Here is a 14,810-nt window from a genome sequence, read left to right on the forward strand (position 1 = left end):
GCAGGACCCGAAGTTCCTGTATGTAGTCAACAACCTGCTGAAGTCGTAACCGGAGCGGGTCGCTACTGATCCGAAGTGGTTGCTACTGACCGGTTATAACGCCAGATAATCGTGCGTTCGTTATGGCACCACGGCGATAGGCCGTTTTGTCAAAGGGTGACGCAGGACTTCCAGAGGGAGGCCGTAGATCGCCTCCAACTGCCCCGGGTTCATCAGTTCGTTCGGTGCGCCGCGGAATATCAACTGCCCCCGACGCAGCGCAAGGATGTCGTCGCAGTACCGGGCTGCCATATTGATGTCGTGCAGCACCACGACCGCGCCGGTGCCGCGCTCCCGGCTGAAGTGCTGCACTAGTTCCAACACCTCGATCTGATGCGCGAGATCCAGCGCCGCAGTCGGCTCATCCAGCAGCAGGCAGCCAGCATCCTGGGCGATCAGCATGGCGAGCCAGGCGCGTTGCCGCTCGCCGCCGGACAGGCTGTCCACGACCCGCCCGGCGAGGGGCTCCAAACCGCTCAGCGCCAAAGCTTCGGCGACCTTGGCACGGTCCGTGGCGCCGAAGCGGCCCAGCGCGCCGTGCCAGGGGTAGCGGCCCTGCGCCACCAACTCACATACCTGCATGCCGTCGGTGGCCGGCATGTGCTGCGGCAGATAGGCGACGCGCTGCGCGTATTCCCGCGTGCCCCAATCCCGTAGCGGACGGCCGCCGAAGAGCAGGCTGCCGGTCGTGGGCGCCTGCTGGCGGGAGAGCAGCTTCAACAGGGTCGATTTGCCGGAGCCATTGTGGCCGACCAGCCCGATGATTCGTCCTGCTGGTAGCGTCAGGCGCAGCGGGTGCAGCAACGTCCGGCCGGGCACCGCGAAGCCGGTGTCGCGCAACTCGTAGAATGGGGCGCCTGTCATCGTTTTGCGGCCGGCAGCGGGCAGGTCGAACAATAGTCTAGTTCCTCGATCAGGTAGCGCAGGCAGCAGACGCGGCGCTCGCGCCGCGCGTCGGCGCCCCGATAGCGCACCGGGCGGTACAACGGGTTGCCGCCGCCGCCGGGCAGCAGGCGGTTGTCCAAGAAGCCTTGCGCCGCCGCCAGCCCGGGGGCCGCCGGCGCCAGCGTCCCGACCTGCCGCACGACGTTCTCGAAGACGTTCCCCGCATTGCTCCACAGCACGCGCGGTGCGATGCCGCCCACCGCCGCCAGCGCGTCGATCAGCGGCGCCAGATGGTGCTCGCGCAGCGTGGCGAAGCGGTCAGCCGCATCCACGCCACGGCCTGGTCCCGGCAGGCGGAGGGCAATGGTCTGCCCTTCGGGCGCCAGCACGACGCCGACCTCTCGCAGCGCCAGCGGCAGGTCGAGGTCCAGCAGCAGGTTGGCCGCCAGCCCCGGCACCAGCCAAGGCGCGACGTGGTGCTTGAACCACAGCGAGGCACAGGCGCGGCGGTCCGGCGGCATGGCGTAGCGGCGGCCGAAGCGGGCCAGCGCGTCCTCCAGCACGGCGGGCTGCAGCAGTTGGAGGCCGGGCATGGCGTCGCAGGCGGCCTCGGTCGGCAGCAGCGTGGTGGCGTAGCGGGCCAGCGGACCGGTCAGCAGCCGGGCGAGGATCGGCAGGGTCATCGGCGGGCCAGCAACCAGATGACGTAGGCACTGCCCATCAGCGTGGCGACCAGCCCGGCCGGCAGCTGCCAGGGGAAGGCGGCGGTGCGCCCCAGCCAATCCGCCAGCGCTATCACCAGCGCGCCCGCCAGCGCGGCGCCGGCCAGGTGCGGCAGCGGCCGACGAAGCCCCAGCATCCGCGCCAGATGCGGCGCCATCAGCCCGGTGAAGCTCAGCGGCCCGACCAGCAGTGTGGCGGCAGCGGTCAGGCCGGCCGTCAGCAGGAGCAGCGCCAGCCGGGCGCGGCCCAGCGCTAACCCCAGCCCCCGCCCGACCGCGGGACCCAGGGGCAGCAGCGTCAGCCAACGCGCCGCCAGCGGGGTGGCCAGCAGCAGGGGCACCGCGACCGCGACAGCCAGCCACGCATCCTTGACGGTCACCGTGTAGGTGGAGCCTGCCAGCCAACCCAGCAGCAAGGCCATGCGCGGGTCGCCGCCGGCCAGCAGCAGGACCGTCACCGCGCCGGCCAGCATGGTCAGCGCTACCCCGGCCAACAGCATGTGGTCTGGCGAGAAGCCGCTGCGGCGACCCAGCAGCAGCAGCACCGCCAGCACGCTCCCAGCCCCCATCGCGGCCAGTCCGGTGAGCAGCAGCCGGTCGGTACTGCCCAGCAGCAGCACGCCCAGCATCATCGCCAGCCCCGCCCCGGCGGAAACGCCGAGCAGCTCCGGGCTGGCCATCGGGTTACCGGTCAGCCGCTGGATCAGCACGCCCGCCGCGCCGAGCATGGCGCCGGCGGCGAGCGCCGCCACCAGTCGTGGCGCGCGCCAGGTCAGCAGGGGCTCCAAGGCCGCGCCGCCGGCCCAGTGCCAGGTGCCGTCGGGCAGCCGCCCCAGGCAGAGCGCCACGCCCACCGCCAGCAGCAGCGCGACCCCCAGCAGGAGCAGCGGCCCGGCCGGACGCGCCACCTTCGCCAGAGGCACGTCGGCCACCGGCCCGGCCATGCCGCGCGGCATGCGGCGCATGAGCCACAGCAGCAGCGGCGCGCCCAGCAGCGCGGTGACGCCGCCGGCCGGGATGTCTGGCCCGGCCAGCAGCCGCAGCGCCTGGTCGGTCATCGCCAGCAGGCCGGCCGCAATCAGGCTGCCCCAGAGCATCCGCTGCCCGGGCGTGCGCGCGCCCGTCACCCGCGCCAGCGCCGGCCCCGCCAGCCCGACGAAGCCGATACCGCCCGCCGTTCCCGCCACGGCCGCCCCCAACAGCACGGCGACGCCGAGGCCCAGCGCGCGGATTAACGGCAGCGGCAGGCCAAGGCCGCGCGCCCCGGCCTCGCCCAATTCCAGCAACGCCAGCGGCCGGCGCAGCAGGGCCGCCAGCACCGCGGCACCCCCCAGCCAGGGCAGCAGCGCCAGCGGCATGGACCAGCTGCCCTGGCCCAGGCCGCCCGCCAGCGTGATCCAGAGGTCGGACAGCGCCTCGAAGTTCAGCAGCACCAGGGCCCTGTTGCCGGCATCCAGCGCCAGCGAGACCACCAGCCCGGCCAGGATCACCGCCAGCGGCGCGAAGCCCTGCTGCCGGGACAGCAGCAGCACCAGCAGCATCGCCAGCACGGCGCCGGCCGTGGCGACGAGCGGCTGGCCCAGCGCCAGCCAGCCCGGCGCCCAGAGCGTCACGGCCGCCAGGGCCAGCCGCGCGCCGGCGAAGATGCCCAGCGTGCCCGGCTCCGCCAGCGGGTTGCGCAGCACCTGCTGGAACAGCGCGCCCGCCAGCCCCAGCGCGGCGCCGCACAGCAGCCCCATCGCTAGGCGCGGCGCCAGCGCGTGCCACAGCAGGATGCGGTGCAGCGTGTCGCCCTGGGCCAGGGGGGCGGCCGAGAGCAGGAACAGCAGCAGCGCCGCGCCTATGCTCAGCAGCGCCAGGATCGCGGTCGGCCGGGGCATGTGCCGCTCAGCCATGCGGCGCCCGCCCGGGCAGCAGCGCCGCCAGCTGAGCCGCGAAGCGGATGGCGGAGAACACGCCGCCGCTCGGATAGATCACCGGCATGGCGAGCACCCGCCCCTCGCGCACCGCCGGCAGGGCCTGCCAGAACGGGCTGTCCCGCAGCCGCGCCAGGGCCCGCGCCGTCTCGGCGCCCCGGTCGAAATGCACGATCGTGGCATCGGCCATCCCGGCCAATGACTCGATGCCGGTGGAGGCGACGCCGGCGGCGTTGCTGCGCCCGGTCCAGGCGTTGCGCAGGCCCAGCCGCTGCAGCACCGCGCCGATCATGCCGTTGGCGCCGAACACCGCCATGTGGCGGCCATCCTCTAGGAAGCGCGCCGCCAGCACCGGCCGCCCGGCCCAGTCCGTGAGTTGCGCCGCCGCGGCCGCCAAGGCGGGGGGGAGCAGGGCGGCCTGGGCCCGCGCCTCGGCCTCGCGCCCGGTCAATGCGCCGATCCGCGTTAGCAGCGCCTCGGCATGCTCCAGCGGCTGGCCGTCCGGTGCGAAGGCGGGCAGCCAGGCGACGCGGGCGATCCGCTCTAGGCGCTCGAGTGCCGGCGCCTGCCAGGACGGGGCCAGGATCAGCTCCGGCTGCAGCGCCTGCAGGAATTCCAGGTGCGGTTCCTGCGGCGGCCCGAGATCCGGCACGCCCGGCGGCACTGGCGGCTGCGCCACCAGCCGCTGGTAGAGCGGGATGTTGGCCAGGGCCGCCGGCACCACGCCGAGGCTCAGCAGGCACTCGGTCAGCAGCAGGTCGAGCGAGACGACGCGCGGCGCCGGCCCCTGGATCTGCCCCTGGGCCGATGCCGGCCATGGCCAGGCGGCGGCCAGCATCGTGCGGCGGCGAAGCCTCACCAACGGTAGTTCAGCGCGGCGAACCAGGTGCGTGGCGCGCCGTAGCGGCAGCCAGTCGCGCCCGAGCAGGTGAAGTAGTCCTCGCCCAGGATGTTGTGCGCGTTCAGCGAGACCGAGGCCCCCGGCAGCTTTGGCAACAGTGTGTCGAGGTCGTAGCGGATCGAGGCATCGACCAGCACGTAATCGGGAACGTCTCTGCTGAATCCTGCAATATTGGTCTCGCCCACGTAGCGCGCGCCGGCGCCGATCTTCAGGCCGGGCACGCCGATGCCATCCAGCTTGACGTCGCCCCAAAGCGCCACGGTGTTGTAGGGCGTCAGCGAGACACGCTGGCCCTTCTGGCTGGCCAGCGTGCTTTCGGTGGTACGCGCGTCGGTATAGGCATAGGACGCGACGAAGCCGAAGGGGCCGTATTCGCCCTTCGCTTCCAGTTCCACGCCCTGCGAGCGGACCTCACCCGCCTGGATCGAGAAGTTGCTGTTCACCGGATCGGCCACCAGCGCGTCGGTCTGCGTCAGCCGGTAGGCGGCGGCGGAGAAGATCAGGTCGGTGCCCGGCGGCTGGAAGCGCAGCCCGGCCTCGTACTGCGTGCCGCGCGTCGGCGTGAAGGCGGCGCCCAGCCGGTCGGTGCCGATGTTGGGCGCGAAGGACTGGCTGAAGCTGGCATAGGGCGCGATGCCATTGTCGAACAGGTAGACCAGCCCGGCGCGGCCAGTGAAGGCGCTGTCGTCCTGGCTGGTCACGGCGTTGGTGTGGAACACCGTGGTGTCGCGCCCGGACCAGTCGTGGCGGCCGCCCAGCGTCAGCACCAGCCGGTCCAGCCGGATCTGGTCCTGCAGGTAGAGGCCGACCTGGTCGCCCTCGGCGCGACTGCCGGAATCGATGCCGCGGTTGACCAGCGGCCGGCGGCCGTAGACCGGGTTGTAGAGGTTGATGGAGGGCGTGGTGCCGGAAAGGTAGCGATGCGAGTTGTAGCGGGCGGAGAAGTAGTCGATGCCTGCCAGCAGGGTATGCGACAGCGGCCCGGTCCGGAACTTGGTCTCCAGCGAATTGTCGGCGGTGAAGCCGGTCGAGGCCTCCTCCCGCTGGCTGAGGCCGCGCGTGACGGTGCCGTTGGCCGCCAGCGCGCCGAAGGTCAGGTAGTCCCAGTTGCCGGAGGAGGTGAAGTAGCGCGCGCCGCTGCGGAAGGTGACGACATCGTTGAAGCGGTGTTCGAACAGGTAGCCGGCGGTATAGGCATCGACGTCGAAGCGGTCGAAGCCGGGCTCGCCGTTGAAGTAGCTCCGCGTGATGGTGCGGGCGCGCACCGGCGCGTAGGGCAGGGGGGCGGCGAACTGCGTCTCGGTATGCTGGTAGCTTGCCAGCAGCGTGAGCGAGGTGTCGTCGTCCGGCTTCCAGGTCAGGGCCGGTGCGATGTACTGCCGGTTGTCCTCCACGTGGTCCACCCAGTTGTCGGACTTCCGCCACAGGCCGGTGAGGCGGAAGCTCAGCGTGCCATCCTCGGTCAGCCGGCCGCCGTAGTCGGCGGCCAGGCTGCGGCGGCCGTAGCTGCCGGCGCCCAGGTTCAGCTCGCGCAAGGTTTCCTCAGTCGGGCGCTTGCTGGTGGCGTTGACCAGTCCGCCGGGGCTGAGCTGACCGTAGAGCACTGAGGCGGCGCCACGCACCACCTCGATCCGCTCCAGCCCGTAGGGTTCCTGTGCCAGCCCGTAGACATTCGGGTTCAGCCGCAGCCCGTCCCGCAGCACGCCGCTGTAGCCATCCGCGACGTTGAAGCCGCGGATGGTGAAATCGTCCGCCATGCGGCTGAAGGTCGCCGCCTGGGCCGTCAGGCCCGGGGTATAGGCCAGCGCCTCTGTCACGCTGGCGGAGTCCGTGGCGCGGATCTGGTCGGCGGTGACGATCGAGACCGACTGCGGCGTCTCCAGCAGCGGCGTATCGGTTTTGGTGCCGGTGCTGCCGATCGTGGCCGAATAGCCCGGCACCGGGCTCCAGCTGCGTAGCGGGCTGGCGGTGACGTTGACCTGAGGCAGCAGCAGCGCGCCGCCGGAACTGCTGGCCGGTGCGGGCGCCGGCGGCAGGCGGCTGAGCACCACCGTGCGATCGGCGCCGATCCGGCCGGCGAGGCCGGTGCCGGAGAGCAGCCGTCGCAGGGCGTCCTCCCGCGTCAGGCTGCCGGACACGGCCTGCGAGGTGGCGCCCGACACCATCGCGGCCTCAGCAGTCACCTGCAACCCGCTTTGCCGCGCGAAGGCGTTCAGTGCGGCGCCGAGCTGCTGGGCCGGGATGTTGAAGGCGATGCCGGCTGGTCGGCTGGCGGCCGGCTGCGGCTGCGCGGCGGCGGGGGCAAGCGGCACGAAGGTAGCCAGGGTCGTGCCGACGAGTAACCAGGTGGCGCGGCGGAGGCGATGGGGCATCATGGAGTCAACCTGCTTCCTGTCAAGCGAATGCGAGGCATTCGCGTATTGGACAGCAGACGAAGAGCGCGGCGGGAACTTTCACATCGCAGAACAAAAACACCGAAAAAAACTTAGGTGCCCGCCGTGAGGACAAAGACCAATCGGGTCAGCGTCCTGACCCGCCCGCCGGCGGGCTGCACCAGTGCCGCCAGGGCCCGGCCAATGTCACGCAGGTCGTAGCTGCCGGTGACGCGGCGCGCCGCCAGCGCGGGGTCGCGCAACACGATCCAGCCAGGATGATAGTCCTGCAGCGTCTCCACCACCTCGGCCACCGTTGTGTCCTCGACGAAGAGCAGTCCGTCGCGCCAGGCGGCGACCTCGGCGGGCGGCAGGCGGCCGCGACGCGCCGCGCCGTCGGCCCGCCGGATCGTCATCCGCTCGCCGCCCCCCAGCTCCGCCACCACGGGCGGCGTCGCGGTACTGTAGGCGAGGCGGACGCGGCCATGCTGCACAGCGACATCCAGCTGCGCCTCGCCCAGCCGCAGGTCGAAGGCGGTGCCGATGACCGTCACCTCCAGCCCCGCGGCGGTGACGATGAAGCGGCGCGCCGTGTCCGGTGTTACCTCGAAGAACGCCTCGCCACGCAGCAGCACCACGCGGCGGTCGCCGGGGCTGTCATCCGCGGCGATGGCGCTCCGCGGCGCCAGATGCACGGTCGTGCCATCGTCCAGGACCAAGCGGCGGGTCTCGGCCGTGCCGGTCGCCTGTTCCCGCCGCCACCAACTGCGGGCGCCGGGCGAGGTGACGGCGAGCAGGGCCGAGGCCGCCACGGCAGCCCCGCCTAGCACCAGCCGCCGGCGCCGCAGCGGCCGCCTGGCTAGGCCCGGCGGCAGCCCAGGTGCCTCCCACCGTGCCGCGAACGCCGGAGGCACCTCGCCCAGCAGCGTCCAGGCTTGCTCGGCTCGCTGCCAGGCATCGCGGTTCGCCTGGTCCCGCGCCTGCCATGCGGTCCATTCGGCGCGCAACGCGCCGTCCTGCGGCGTGGCCTGCAGCCGCAGCAGCCACGCCATGGCCTCCGCCAGCGCGCTATCCCCGGACGCCCGATCCATGCTCATGGCACTCCGCTCTCGGCGGCGGCCGGGGCGACATGCCCAGGTCGCCCTGTCCTTGCCGCGAAGACGAACCATGGCGCGGCTTTTTTCACGGCGATCACCGGGGCGGCCCACTATGGTCCAGCGCTGCGGCGATCTGCAGCAGCGCGCCATGCACCAGCCGGTGCGCCGTCGGCACCGAGACACCGAGCCGGGCGGCGACCTCCTGCAGCGTGTAGCCCCCGAAGCGCTGCATCTCCACCGCGATACGAGCATTATCCGGCAGTGCGGCCAGCACGGCCGCGACGGCCTGCACCTGCTGCTGATGGATGCTGTCCTGTTCCGGCGTCTGCCGGTCGGCCGGCGCCATCCATGGCACCGGGTCCCGCTGCCACCGCTGCTCAACGCTGCGCCGGCGTGATTGGTCCCAGGCCAGGTTGCGGATGACGCGGTACAGATAAGCGAGCGGATTCAGGAAGCCGGGTGCCGGTGCATCCCGCGCCATCGGATCAATCCGTAGAAAGGCGTCCTGCACCAGATCCTCGGCCTGCACGCGGCTGCCGGTCAACGAGGCCGCGTAGTCGATCAACGCTTTCCGATGCGCTGCGTAGAGCGCCGAGTTGCGGTCTTGCGTCACGGCACACGAGGTCCACGGAATGGTGCACGGCTATGGCGCCGCACTGAAGCAACATGTACCTGAAATGAGAACGATTATCAAATAGGCTAGCTCTCTATTAAATTTGGGGCCGGGTTCCCCTTAATCGTCGATGAGCAAGCATGTGGCTGCGCGTCATCGCGCATGAAGCTTCGCTTGCAGGGGCTGGACGGTGGGAAGCGTTCATGGAGGCCATCGGCCGGCCCCACTCATCAAGTGCCATCCTTCAGTGAAGATTCGTCAGTCGTGATCTGACTTTGCCATGAGGAGGCCAGAGACCCAGTCAACGGAGGCACGGGTGCGCGGAAAGGATTGTGGCAGATCACCCATCCGGTGCGTCAGTCGAAGGGCGGCACCATGACCGTCATACCGGGCCTTAGCCCCGGGAGGTGGTCGCGGACTGCCGGGTAGTGCGGCTCGCCGGGACGGTAAGTGAGCCGTGCGTCGCCGATCATCCCTCCTGGCCCCTCAGCACGTAGATCCAGCACGATGGTCCCGTCAGGCAGCATCGTCGCGATCCCGATACTCGGCGTCTGGCCGGCCAGCTCGGCCACCAGGCCGGTCGGTTCCGCGGCGGCGCCAGACGCCAGCACGAAAAGCGCCAGGGGAATGGCGAAAGGGCGGAAGGCCATGGTGCTGCTCCTTATCCCTCGGCGTGACGATCAAGGAGGCTTAAGGGGGCCAGAAGGGCCCGCTCGCACTCGGCATGGTCCAGGACCGGAGATGTGACGTCAACCGACCCTCTCCCGCCAGGACTCCACGACCTCGCCGGAGCGGCATGCCGTCAGGGACGAGATTCCAGCGGCGGGAGGAGCCTTGACCATATCGTTTCCGTGGCACCGTGCAGGACTGCATCGGTCAGGAGCAGCTGGAAGGGAAACAAAGCCGACCGGTGGTTCGCTAGTTGTGCGGCGTGGGATCGACCTCTTCAGGCCACCGTTGGTGCCATGTGATCAGCGTGGGGAGGTGATCCTGGACCGGTCTCCGCGCAATCATCACGTTTCGGCCAATGCACGTCGTGGGAGCTTGCCGGTTCGCGCGAAGCCAGGGCTTGTTGCCGCGATGGCCACCGGCCATCGACTCTGAACCGATGGAAAGCCCAGCTCATGACCTCACGACGTCTTCTGCTTGCCTGCACGATGGCCCTGCCGCTGTTGCCGAGGCCAGGCCATGCCCAGGCCGCGCTGGGGCTAGCGGAACGGCGCGCCATCGCCGCCTATCGGCAGGACAAGTGGCCGGCGATCGAGCAAGGCATCCAGCAGGCTGCGGGCTTTGCGGTGCCGGTCGAGGTGGAATGGGACCAACTCACCATTCCGGGCGATGCCGCGCACTACGCCGATGATGCCTTCTTCGGCAAAACGATCTTCGAGCCTCTGACGACCGCCCTGCGCGGCATCACCCGCGACGAGATGGGTCGCGACGCACTCCGCGCAAAGCTGAAGCGCATCCACGTCCGTTACGACGAGAAGACGGTCCCCGCCTCGAACTACCCGAACGGGCTGACATTTGCTGAAGGCGTGCTGGACATCAACTGGCGTCCGTTCGCCAATGTGCACGACCTGCAGCCCCGCATCGACGCGCTGACGCAGATCCTGGAAAAGAATCTTTAAACCCGACAAGCCCCTCCGGACAGCGGGGCGGGGTGGCCGGCAAGCGGGACCACACCGATGTTCGTGGCGGAAGAACTCGGCATACCGGCTGGCCAGGACGCAGACATGAGCAGCGAACAACGCCTTTGAAGGCGCGAAACAACGAGGCCTGGGCGGAGCGTGGCGTGCGATGGCGGGCGCTGCTGGCCCTACTGCTCGGAGCGGCCCTGGCCACCCTCCCCAGTACGCTCTTCTCCATAGTACTGTTTCACCATATGCAGCGCCTGGCGCTGCCCATGTTTTCCGTTGCACTGTTTTATCCGCCCTATCCGATCGGCCTTTTTCTGGCGTCACTGCCTGCGGCGGCATTCCTTGATCGGTTTGGTCCAAGGCGCATCTTTCTCGTTTCAATTGCGCTCGTATCCGCGCTTTCAATCGCCGCGGCACTGCCCCTCGAACCCTGGGTGCTGATCGGTCTGCGATTCTTGCAGGGCATGGCTTCGGCGGGTCTGCTTGTCGCCTGCCTCGCCCTTGTTCGACCGGTGTTTGGCGAGGCGCGCCAGGGCATCGGACTGGGCTTTGTGGTCGTGGCAGGCGTGGCCGGCGCAGCCCTGTTGCCCATGCTGCTTGGACTAGCTGCGAGCATCGGCCCCGCAGGCCCTGTGCTGATCAGCCTGCTTCTTGTCCTGACCGTCTTTGCTATGGGATGGCAGGCCCTGCCAGCGGGTGTGCCGAACGCCGTCCTCGATGTCATGGGGACGGTACTGAATTTCCTGTCGCTCGGTCTGCTGCTAGGTGCATTACATTTTGCGCGGTTCCGGCCGTGGCTGAGCTTGGCGCTCTTTATCTCAGGTTTGCTTGTCCTGACGCTCTGGGTTTGGCGGCAGAAAGGCCGAACGGTGTCCGTACTGCCCCTCGACCTGCTGATGCGGCCAGAGTCCCGCTACGCGGTGGGAGCCGCATTGCTTGGCGGCCTGGCCATCGCGGCCATCGGTACGTCGACACCGTCCCGCCTGATGGTCGGCGAAGCGGTTTCGCCGGAAGCACTAGGCCTTCTGCTGCTGGTTGCTGCGGCCGCGACGATCCTGGCCGCCTGTCTGGGTGGCTGGGGTATCCAGCGGTGGTCAGGCTGGCAGGCTGCCATGGTCGGAGCCTTGTTCCTGACGGCTGGCGTAGCGATGCTCGCTCTCCCCTGGGGCGGCATGGCCGGCGCCTCGGTCGCCGTGGTGATCCTGGGTGCCGGTCGGGGACTCTTTGAAAGCGGCAATGCCCGTGCCCTGGTCGGTGATGCACCACCGGGGCGGGAAGCGGCGGCGGCCGGCCTGCTGGTCGCTGCCGGCGCCCTGGGTGGCGTGCTGGCGCCCTTCCTGACGTTGCTGCTGTTCCTGCTCGGGGAACCAGCAGGTGATGATCCGGACAATGCCTTCCCTGCCGGCCTCGGCCTGCAAGGGCTTCTGGTTCTGCTGGCAGCATGGCTCAGTAAGGGCGGGGGCAAGCCGTCTCCGCCAACCCGCCGCAGCGCGTAAGCGGCCGCCCAGGCGGCGGGCGCCAGGGCAACAGCTGCTGCGTTCGATCCGTGGCGATCTGGTCAAGGGCTGGCACGGCCGAAGGCCGCGTACCCAGGCGCTGTCCGCTGGCTATTGCAAACCGTGCAGCACATGGGCCAGCGCCAGCAGCAGCCCGCCCAGGCTGGCCAGCAGCGTCGCCCAGTCCCACCTCCGGCGCGCTGCACCCGCCGCGATGCGTTTCACCAAGGTCGTCAAGGCTTCGGCGGTGAGTCGGGCGAAGAACCACAGCATGAGGGCATTCAGCGCCAACAGGGTGCCGCCCACCGGCCGCAGCGTGGACAGCAGGAGAAGCAGCGTCGCCGTGCCGCCGAAGCGGCTGGTTTGCAGGGCATCGCCCGCTGCCTGGAAGCCGCGCGTCAGCGCCGCCCGATGCTGCCACGCCGAGGCCATGCCGGCGATGCTACCGGCCAGCGCCAACAGCAGGGCCGGCACACGCGGGTCGCCCAGCACGGCAACCACGCCTTCAACACCCTTGGACCCGATCGAGGGTACCAGCCAGGCGTCCAACATGGCCCGGAAAGCATCGCCCGCCGCTGGCAGTCCTGGTGGCCAGCTCCGGTCGTCGGCACCCAGCAGCACCACGAAAGGAAGCAGCACCAACCCGGTCCAGCACGCCGCGGCGGCCACACGCTGTGGCCGCGCCGCCGCCGGACCGCCGGCGGCGAGAAAGGCGGCATGAGCGGCATGGCGGTCCGCAGGCGCCGGCTCGGGCGCCGGGCCGGTCCAACCGCGGCTGTCGATATCCATCATGCGGCCCCCCGTCCATGGCAGGCTGCAGGATGCCTCACCGACGCCCCCGCCACCATTGGGCAGGCAGATGATCCCTGCCACGGGAAGCCGAAGCATCAGCGGTCATGGTAGCAGCGGCAAACCCGTGCGTCCCATAGGCTGGCAGCCCACAGGGAACTTCGCCATGCCACTAGGCCACCGGCGCACAGCGGATCGCTGGGTCAGGCCCTCACGATCATGCCGATCACCTGCGATGCCTTCACCCGGGGCGCGCAGCCGCGTCATCGCTGTTTCGCGAAGGACCACCCCCATCACCGCCAGGTTCGACTGCCCCTCCCCCGCCTTGTCGGTGCACGAGGCCCCGACTAGCATGCAGCCCATGGCCGAGATCTCCTGGTTCTTTTCCTACCGCCACCTGCGGAGCGAGGCATCGAGCCACGTGATCACCTTTCGGCGCGGCCAGCGAGTGCGTTCCGGCCGCGGCCTCGCCTTCTGGTTCCGTCCGGATCGCACTTCGATCGTTGAGATCCCGGCCGACGACCGCGACACGGACTTCGTGTTCCAGGCACGTTCGCGCGATTATCAGGTGATGACGGTGCAGGGCACCATCACCTGGCGCGCGGCGGAGCCGGAAGCGCTGGCGTCGCGCGTGGACTTCACCATCGACTTGCGCACTGGCAGGCTGCGCACCGACCCGCTGGACCGCATCGCCAGCCTCTTGATCGGTCTCGCTCAGTATCAGGCGGCCCGCTACGTGGAGCACCGCGCCGTGCACGACCTCCTGGCCGAGGGCGCGGCCCCGTTGCAGGACGGCATCGCCGCCGCGCTGGCGGCCGACCCCCGGCTGCGCGAGATGGGGCTGGCCGTGGTGACAGTGCGCATCGCCGGGCTGAGCCCCAGCGCCGAGCTGGCGCGCGCGCTGGAAACGCCCACCTTCGAGCGGGCCCAGGGGCTGGCCGACGAGGCCGCTTTTGCTCGCCGCGCCCAGGCGGTGGAAAAAGAGCGCGCGATCGCCGAAAACGAACTGTCCACCAAGGTGGAGCTGGCCCGCCGGCAATCCGCTCTGATCGCCCAGGAAGACGAGAATGCCCGCCGCACCGCCGAGGGCCGCGCCGAGGCCGGGCGCATCGCCGCCGAGGCGGAAGCCGGGCGCATCCGGGTGGTGGAAGCCGCGCGCAACGCCGCCGAGGGCGAGCGTCTGGCGTTGCTACGCGACGCCGACCCGGCGGTGCTGCAGGCCCAGGTGTTGCGCGCCTTCGCCGACAAGCTGACGCGCATCGACACGCTGAACGTCACCCCCGACCTGACGGCGGCACTGGGCGGGCTGCTGCGGTCGCCCGCCGCCGCTCCGCGCGGGAGCGACGCGCCCGCGCCGTGACCGGCGCCCTCGCCCCCCGGCTGGTGCTGGTGACGCGCGAAACGGAGTATGACGGGCTGCTGGCCCGCCACGCCACGCGCGGCCAGGCCGTGGCCTTTCTGCGCCGCCGTGCCGAGGAAGCCGCCGGGCCGGCGGACTTCCAGACCCTGGACCAGCTGGAAGCGCAGCGCGCGCATGTCGCGGCGCTGCTGGCCGAGATCCGGGCCGGCGCGCCAAAGGGCTGGCGTATTGCCAGCGTGCGCCGGACGGAGCTGGACCGCTTTCTGTTCGCGCCCGAGGATGTGGTGGTGGCGGTGGGCCAGGACGGGCTGGTGGCCAACCTGGCCAAATACCTGTCCGGCCAGCCGGTGATCGGCGTCAACGCCGAACCGTCGCGCAACGCCGGCGTGCTGGTGCCGCACACGGCCGCGGCCGCCGCTGCCATGCTGCCGCGTGCCGCCGCTGGCACGCTGCCCACCGAGCCGCGCACCATGATCCAGGCGCAGCTCGACGACGGCCAAACGCTGCTGGCGCTGAACGAGATCTTTGTTGGCCACAGGAGCCACCAGTCGGCCCGCTACAGCCTGCACCACGCGGGGCGGCAGGAAGCCCAGTCCTCGTCCGGGCTGATCGTTGCCAGCGGCACCGGCGCCACGGGCTGGGCGCTGTCCATCTCGCGCGCGACGGGCGTCACGGTGGATGTGGCGCCGAATGAGCCGGCGGCGGTGTTCCTGGTACGCGAGCCCTGGCCCAGCCGTGCCACGGGCGCCAGCCTGTCGTATGGCCGGCTGCAAGGCGACGAGGCCTTGCTGGTGGTGTCGCGCATGAACGAGGGCGGGGTGGTCTTCGCCGATGGCATCGAGGCCGACCGGCTGGACTTCGCCTGGGGGCGGACGCTGCGAGTGTCCGTCGCCCGGCAGCAACTGCGCTTTGTGCCGGGCAGCCCGCCGCGCCCGCCTGCCGCCGCGCGCGTTGACCCGCTGAAGCGCCGGGGCCCGGTGCGC

At 70.5% G+C, this 14,810-nt stretch carries 12 protein-coding genes and 1 pseudogene; 4 read left to right on the forward strand and 9 right to left on the reverse strand.

The genetic code is table 11. The features are described from left to right. Window positions 1-120 precede the first annotated feature (120 nt). From IAI59_RS21775 to IAI59_RS21810, 8 genes are all read right to left on the reverse strand, one after another. A complete protein-coding gene (locus tag IAI59_RS21775; RefSeq protein WP_207419834.1) occupies window positions 121-903 on the reverse strand; it encodes an ATP-binding cassette domain-containing protein in 783 nt (260 codons plus the stop codon). Beyond that, window positions 900-1,607, reverse strand: a complete 708-nt coding sequence (fhuF, locus tag IAI59_RS21780) for a siderophore-iron reductase FhuF (protein WP_207419799.1) — start codon at window positions 1,605-1,607, stop codon at window positions 900-902. The genes IAI59_RS21775 and fhuF overlap by 4 nt, the downstream gene beginning before the upstream one ends. Further along, window positions 1,604-3,526, reverse strand: coding sequence for a Fe(3+)-hydroxamate ABC transporter permease FhuB (gene fhuB / locus IAI59_RS21785; protein ID WP_207419798.1), 1,923 nt, complete (start codon window positions 3,524-3,526; stop codon window positions 1,604-1,606). The genes fhuF and fhuB overlap by 4 nt, the downstream gene beginning before the upstream one ends. A 7-nt stretch (window positions 3,527-3,533) precedes the next feature. Further along, the gene (locus IAI59_RS21790; RefSeq protein ID WP_207419797.1) at window positions 3,534-4,421 is read right to left on the reverse strand and encodes an ABC transporter substrate-binding protein; all 888 of its coding nucleotides are present in this window, start codon (window positions 4,419-4,421) and stop codon (window positions 3,534-3,536) included. After that, window positions 4,418-6,838, reverse strand: a complete 2,421-nt coding sequence (locus IAI59_RS21795; RefSeq protein WP_207419796.1) for a TonB-dependent siderophore receptor — start codon at window positions 6,836-6,838, stop codon at window positions 4,418-4,420. Before IAI59_RS21795 ends, IAI59_RS21790 begins: the two co-directional genes overlap by 4 nt. A 110-nt stretch (window positions 6,839-6,948) precedes the next feature. Beyond that, window positions 6,949-7,926: a FecR family protein gene (locus IAI59_RS21800; RefSeq protein WP_207444022.1), complete on the reverse strand. Its 978-nt coding sequence runs from the start codon at window positions 7,924-7,926 to the stop codon at window positions 6,949-6,951. A 100-nt stretch (window positions 7,927-8,026) separates the two neighbouring features. After that, window positions 8,027-8,545, reverse strand: coding sequence for an RNA polymerase sigma factor (locus IAI59_RS21805; RefSeq protein WP_207419794.1), 519 nt, complete (start codon window positions 8,543-8,545; stop codon window positions 8,027-8,029). A gap of 356 nt (window positions 8,546-8,901) precedes the next feature. Then, entirely contained in the window at window positions 8,902-9,195 is a 294-nt protein-coding gene (locus tag IAI59_RS21810; protein ID WP_207419793.1) for a hypothetical protein, read from the reverse strand. A gap of 474 nt (window positions 9,196-9,669) precedes the next feature. On the opposite strand from IAI59_RS21810, the gene IAI59_RS21815 reads away from it, so the two are divergent. Both IAI59_RS21815 and IAI59_RS21820 read left to right on the forward strand, forming a co-directional pair. Beyond that, the gene (locus IAI59_RS21815; RefSeq protein WP_207419792.1) at window positions 9,670-10,173 is read left to right on the forward strand and encodes a hypothetical protein; all 504 of its coding nucleotides are present in this window, start codon (window positions 9,670-9,672) and stop codon (window positions 10,171-10,173) included. A 125-nt stretch (window positions 10,174-10,298) separates the two neighbouring features. Then, entirely contained in the window at window positions 10,299-11,678 is a 1,380-nt protein-coding gene (locus tag IAI59_RS21820; protein WP_207419791.1) for an MFS transporter, read from the forward strand. 111 nt (window positions 11,679-11,789) lie between these two features. Here the strand turns inward: IAI59_RS21820 and IAI59_RS21825 are convergent, their stop codons facing one another. Next, the gene (locus IAI59_RS21825) at window positions 11,790-12,470 is read right to left on the reverse strand and encodes a hypothetical protein (protein WP_207419790.1); all 681 of its coding nucleotides are present in this window, start codon (window positions 12,468-12,470) and stop codon (window positions 11,790-11,792) included. 358 nt (window positions 12,471-12,828) lie between these two features. Between IAI59_RS21825 and IAI59_RS21830 the strand changes: the two genes are divergently transcribed. Both IAI59_RS21830 and IAI59_RS21835 read left to right on the forward strand, forming a co-directional pair. Beyond that, a complete protein-coding gene (locus tag IAI59_RS21830) occupies window positions 12,829-13,827 on the forward strand; it encodes an SPFH domain-containing protein (protein WP_207419789.1) in 999 nt (332 codons plus the stop codon). Continuing rightward, window positions 13,824-14,747 (forward strand): annotated as a pseudogene (locus IAI59_RS21835) (diacylglycerol kinase catalytic domain-containing protein); the annotation flags it as partial. The gene IAI59_RS21830 and the pseudogene IAI59_RS21835, both read left to right, overlap by 4 nt. Window positions 14,748-14,810: the final 63 nt, after the last annotated feature.

Source organism: Roseomonas haemaphysalidis (genome assembly GCF_017355405.1).
Lineage (GTDB): Bacteria > Pseudomonadota > Alphaproteobacteria > Acetobacterales > Acetobacteraceae > Pseudoroseomonas > Pseudoroseomonas haemaphysalidis.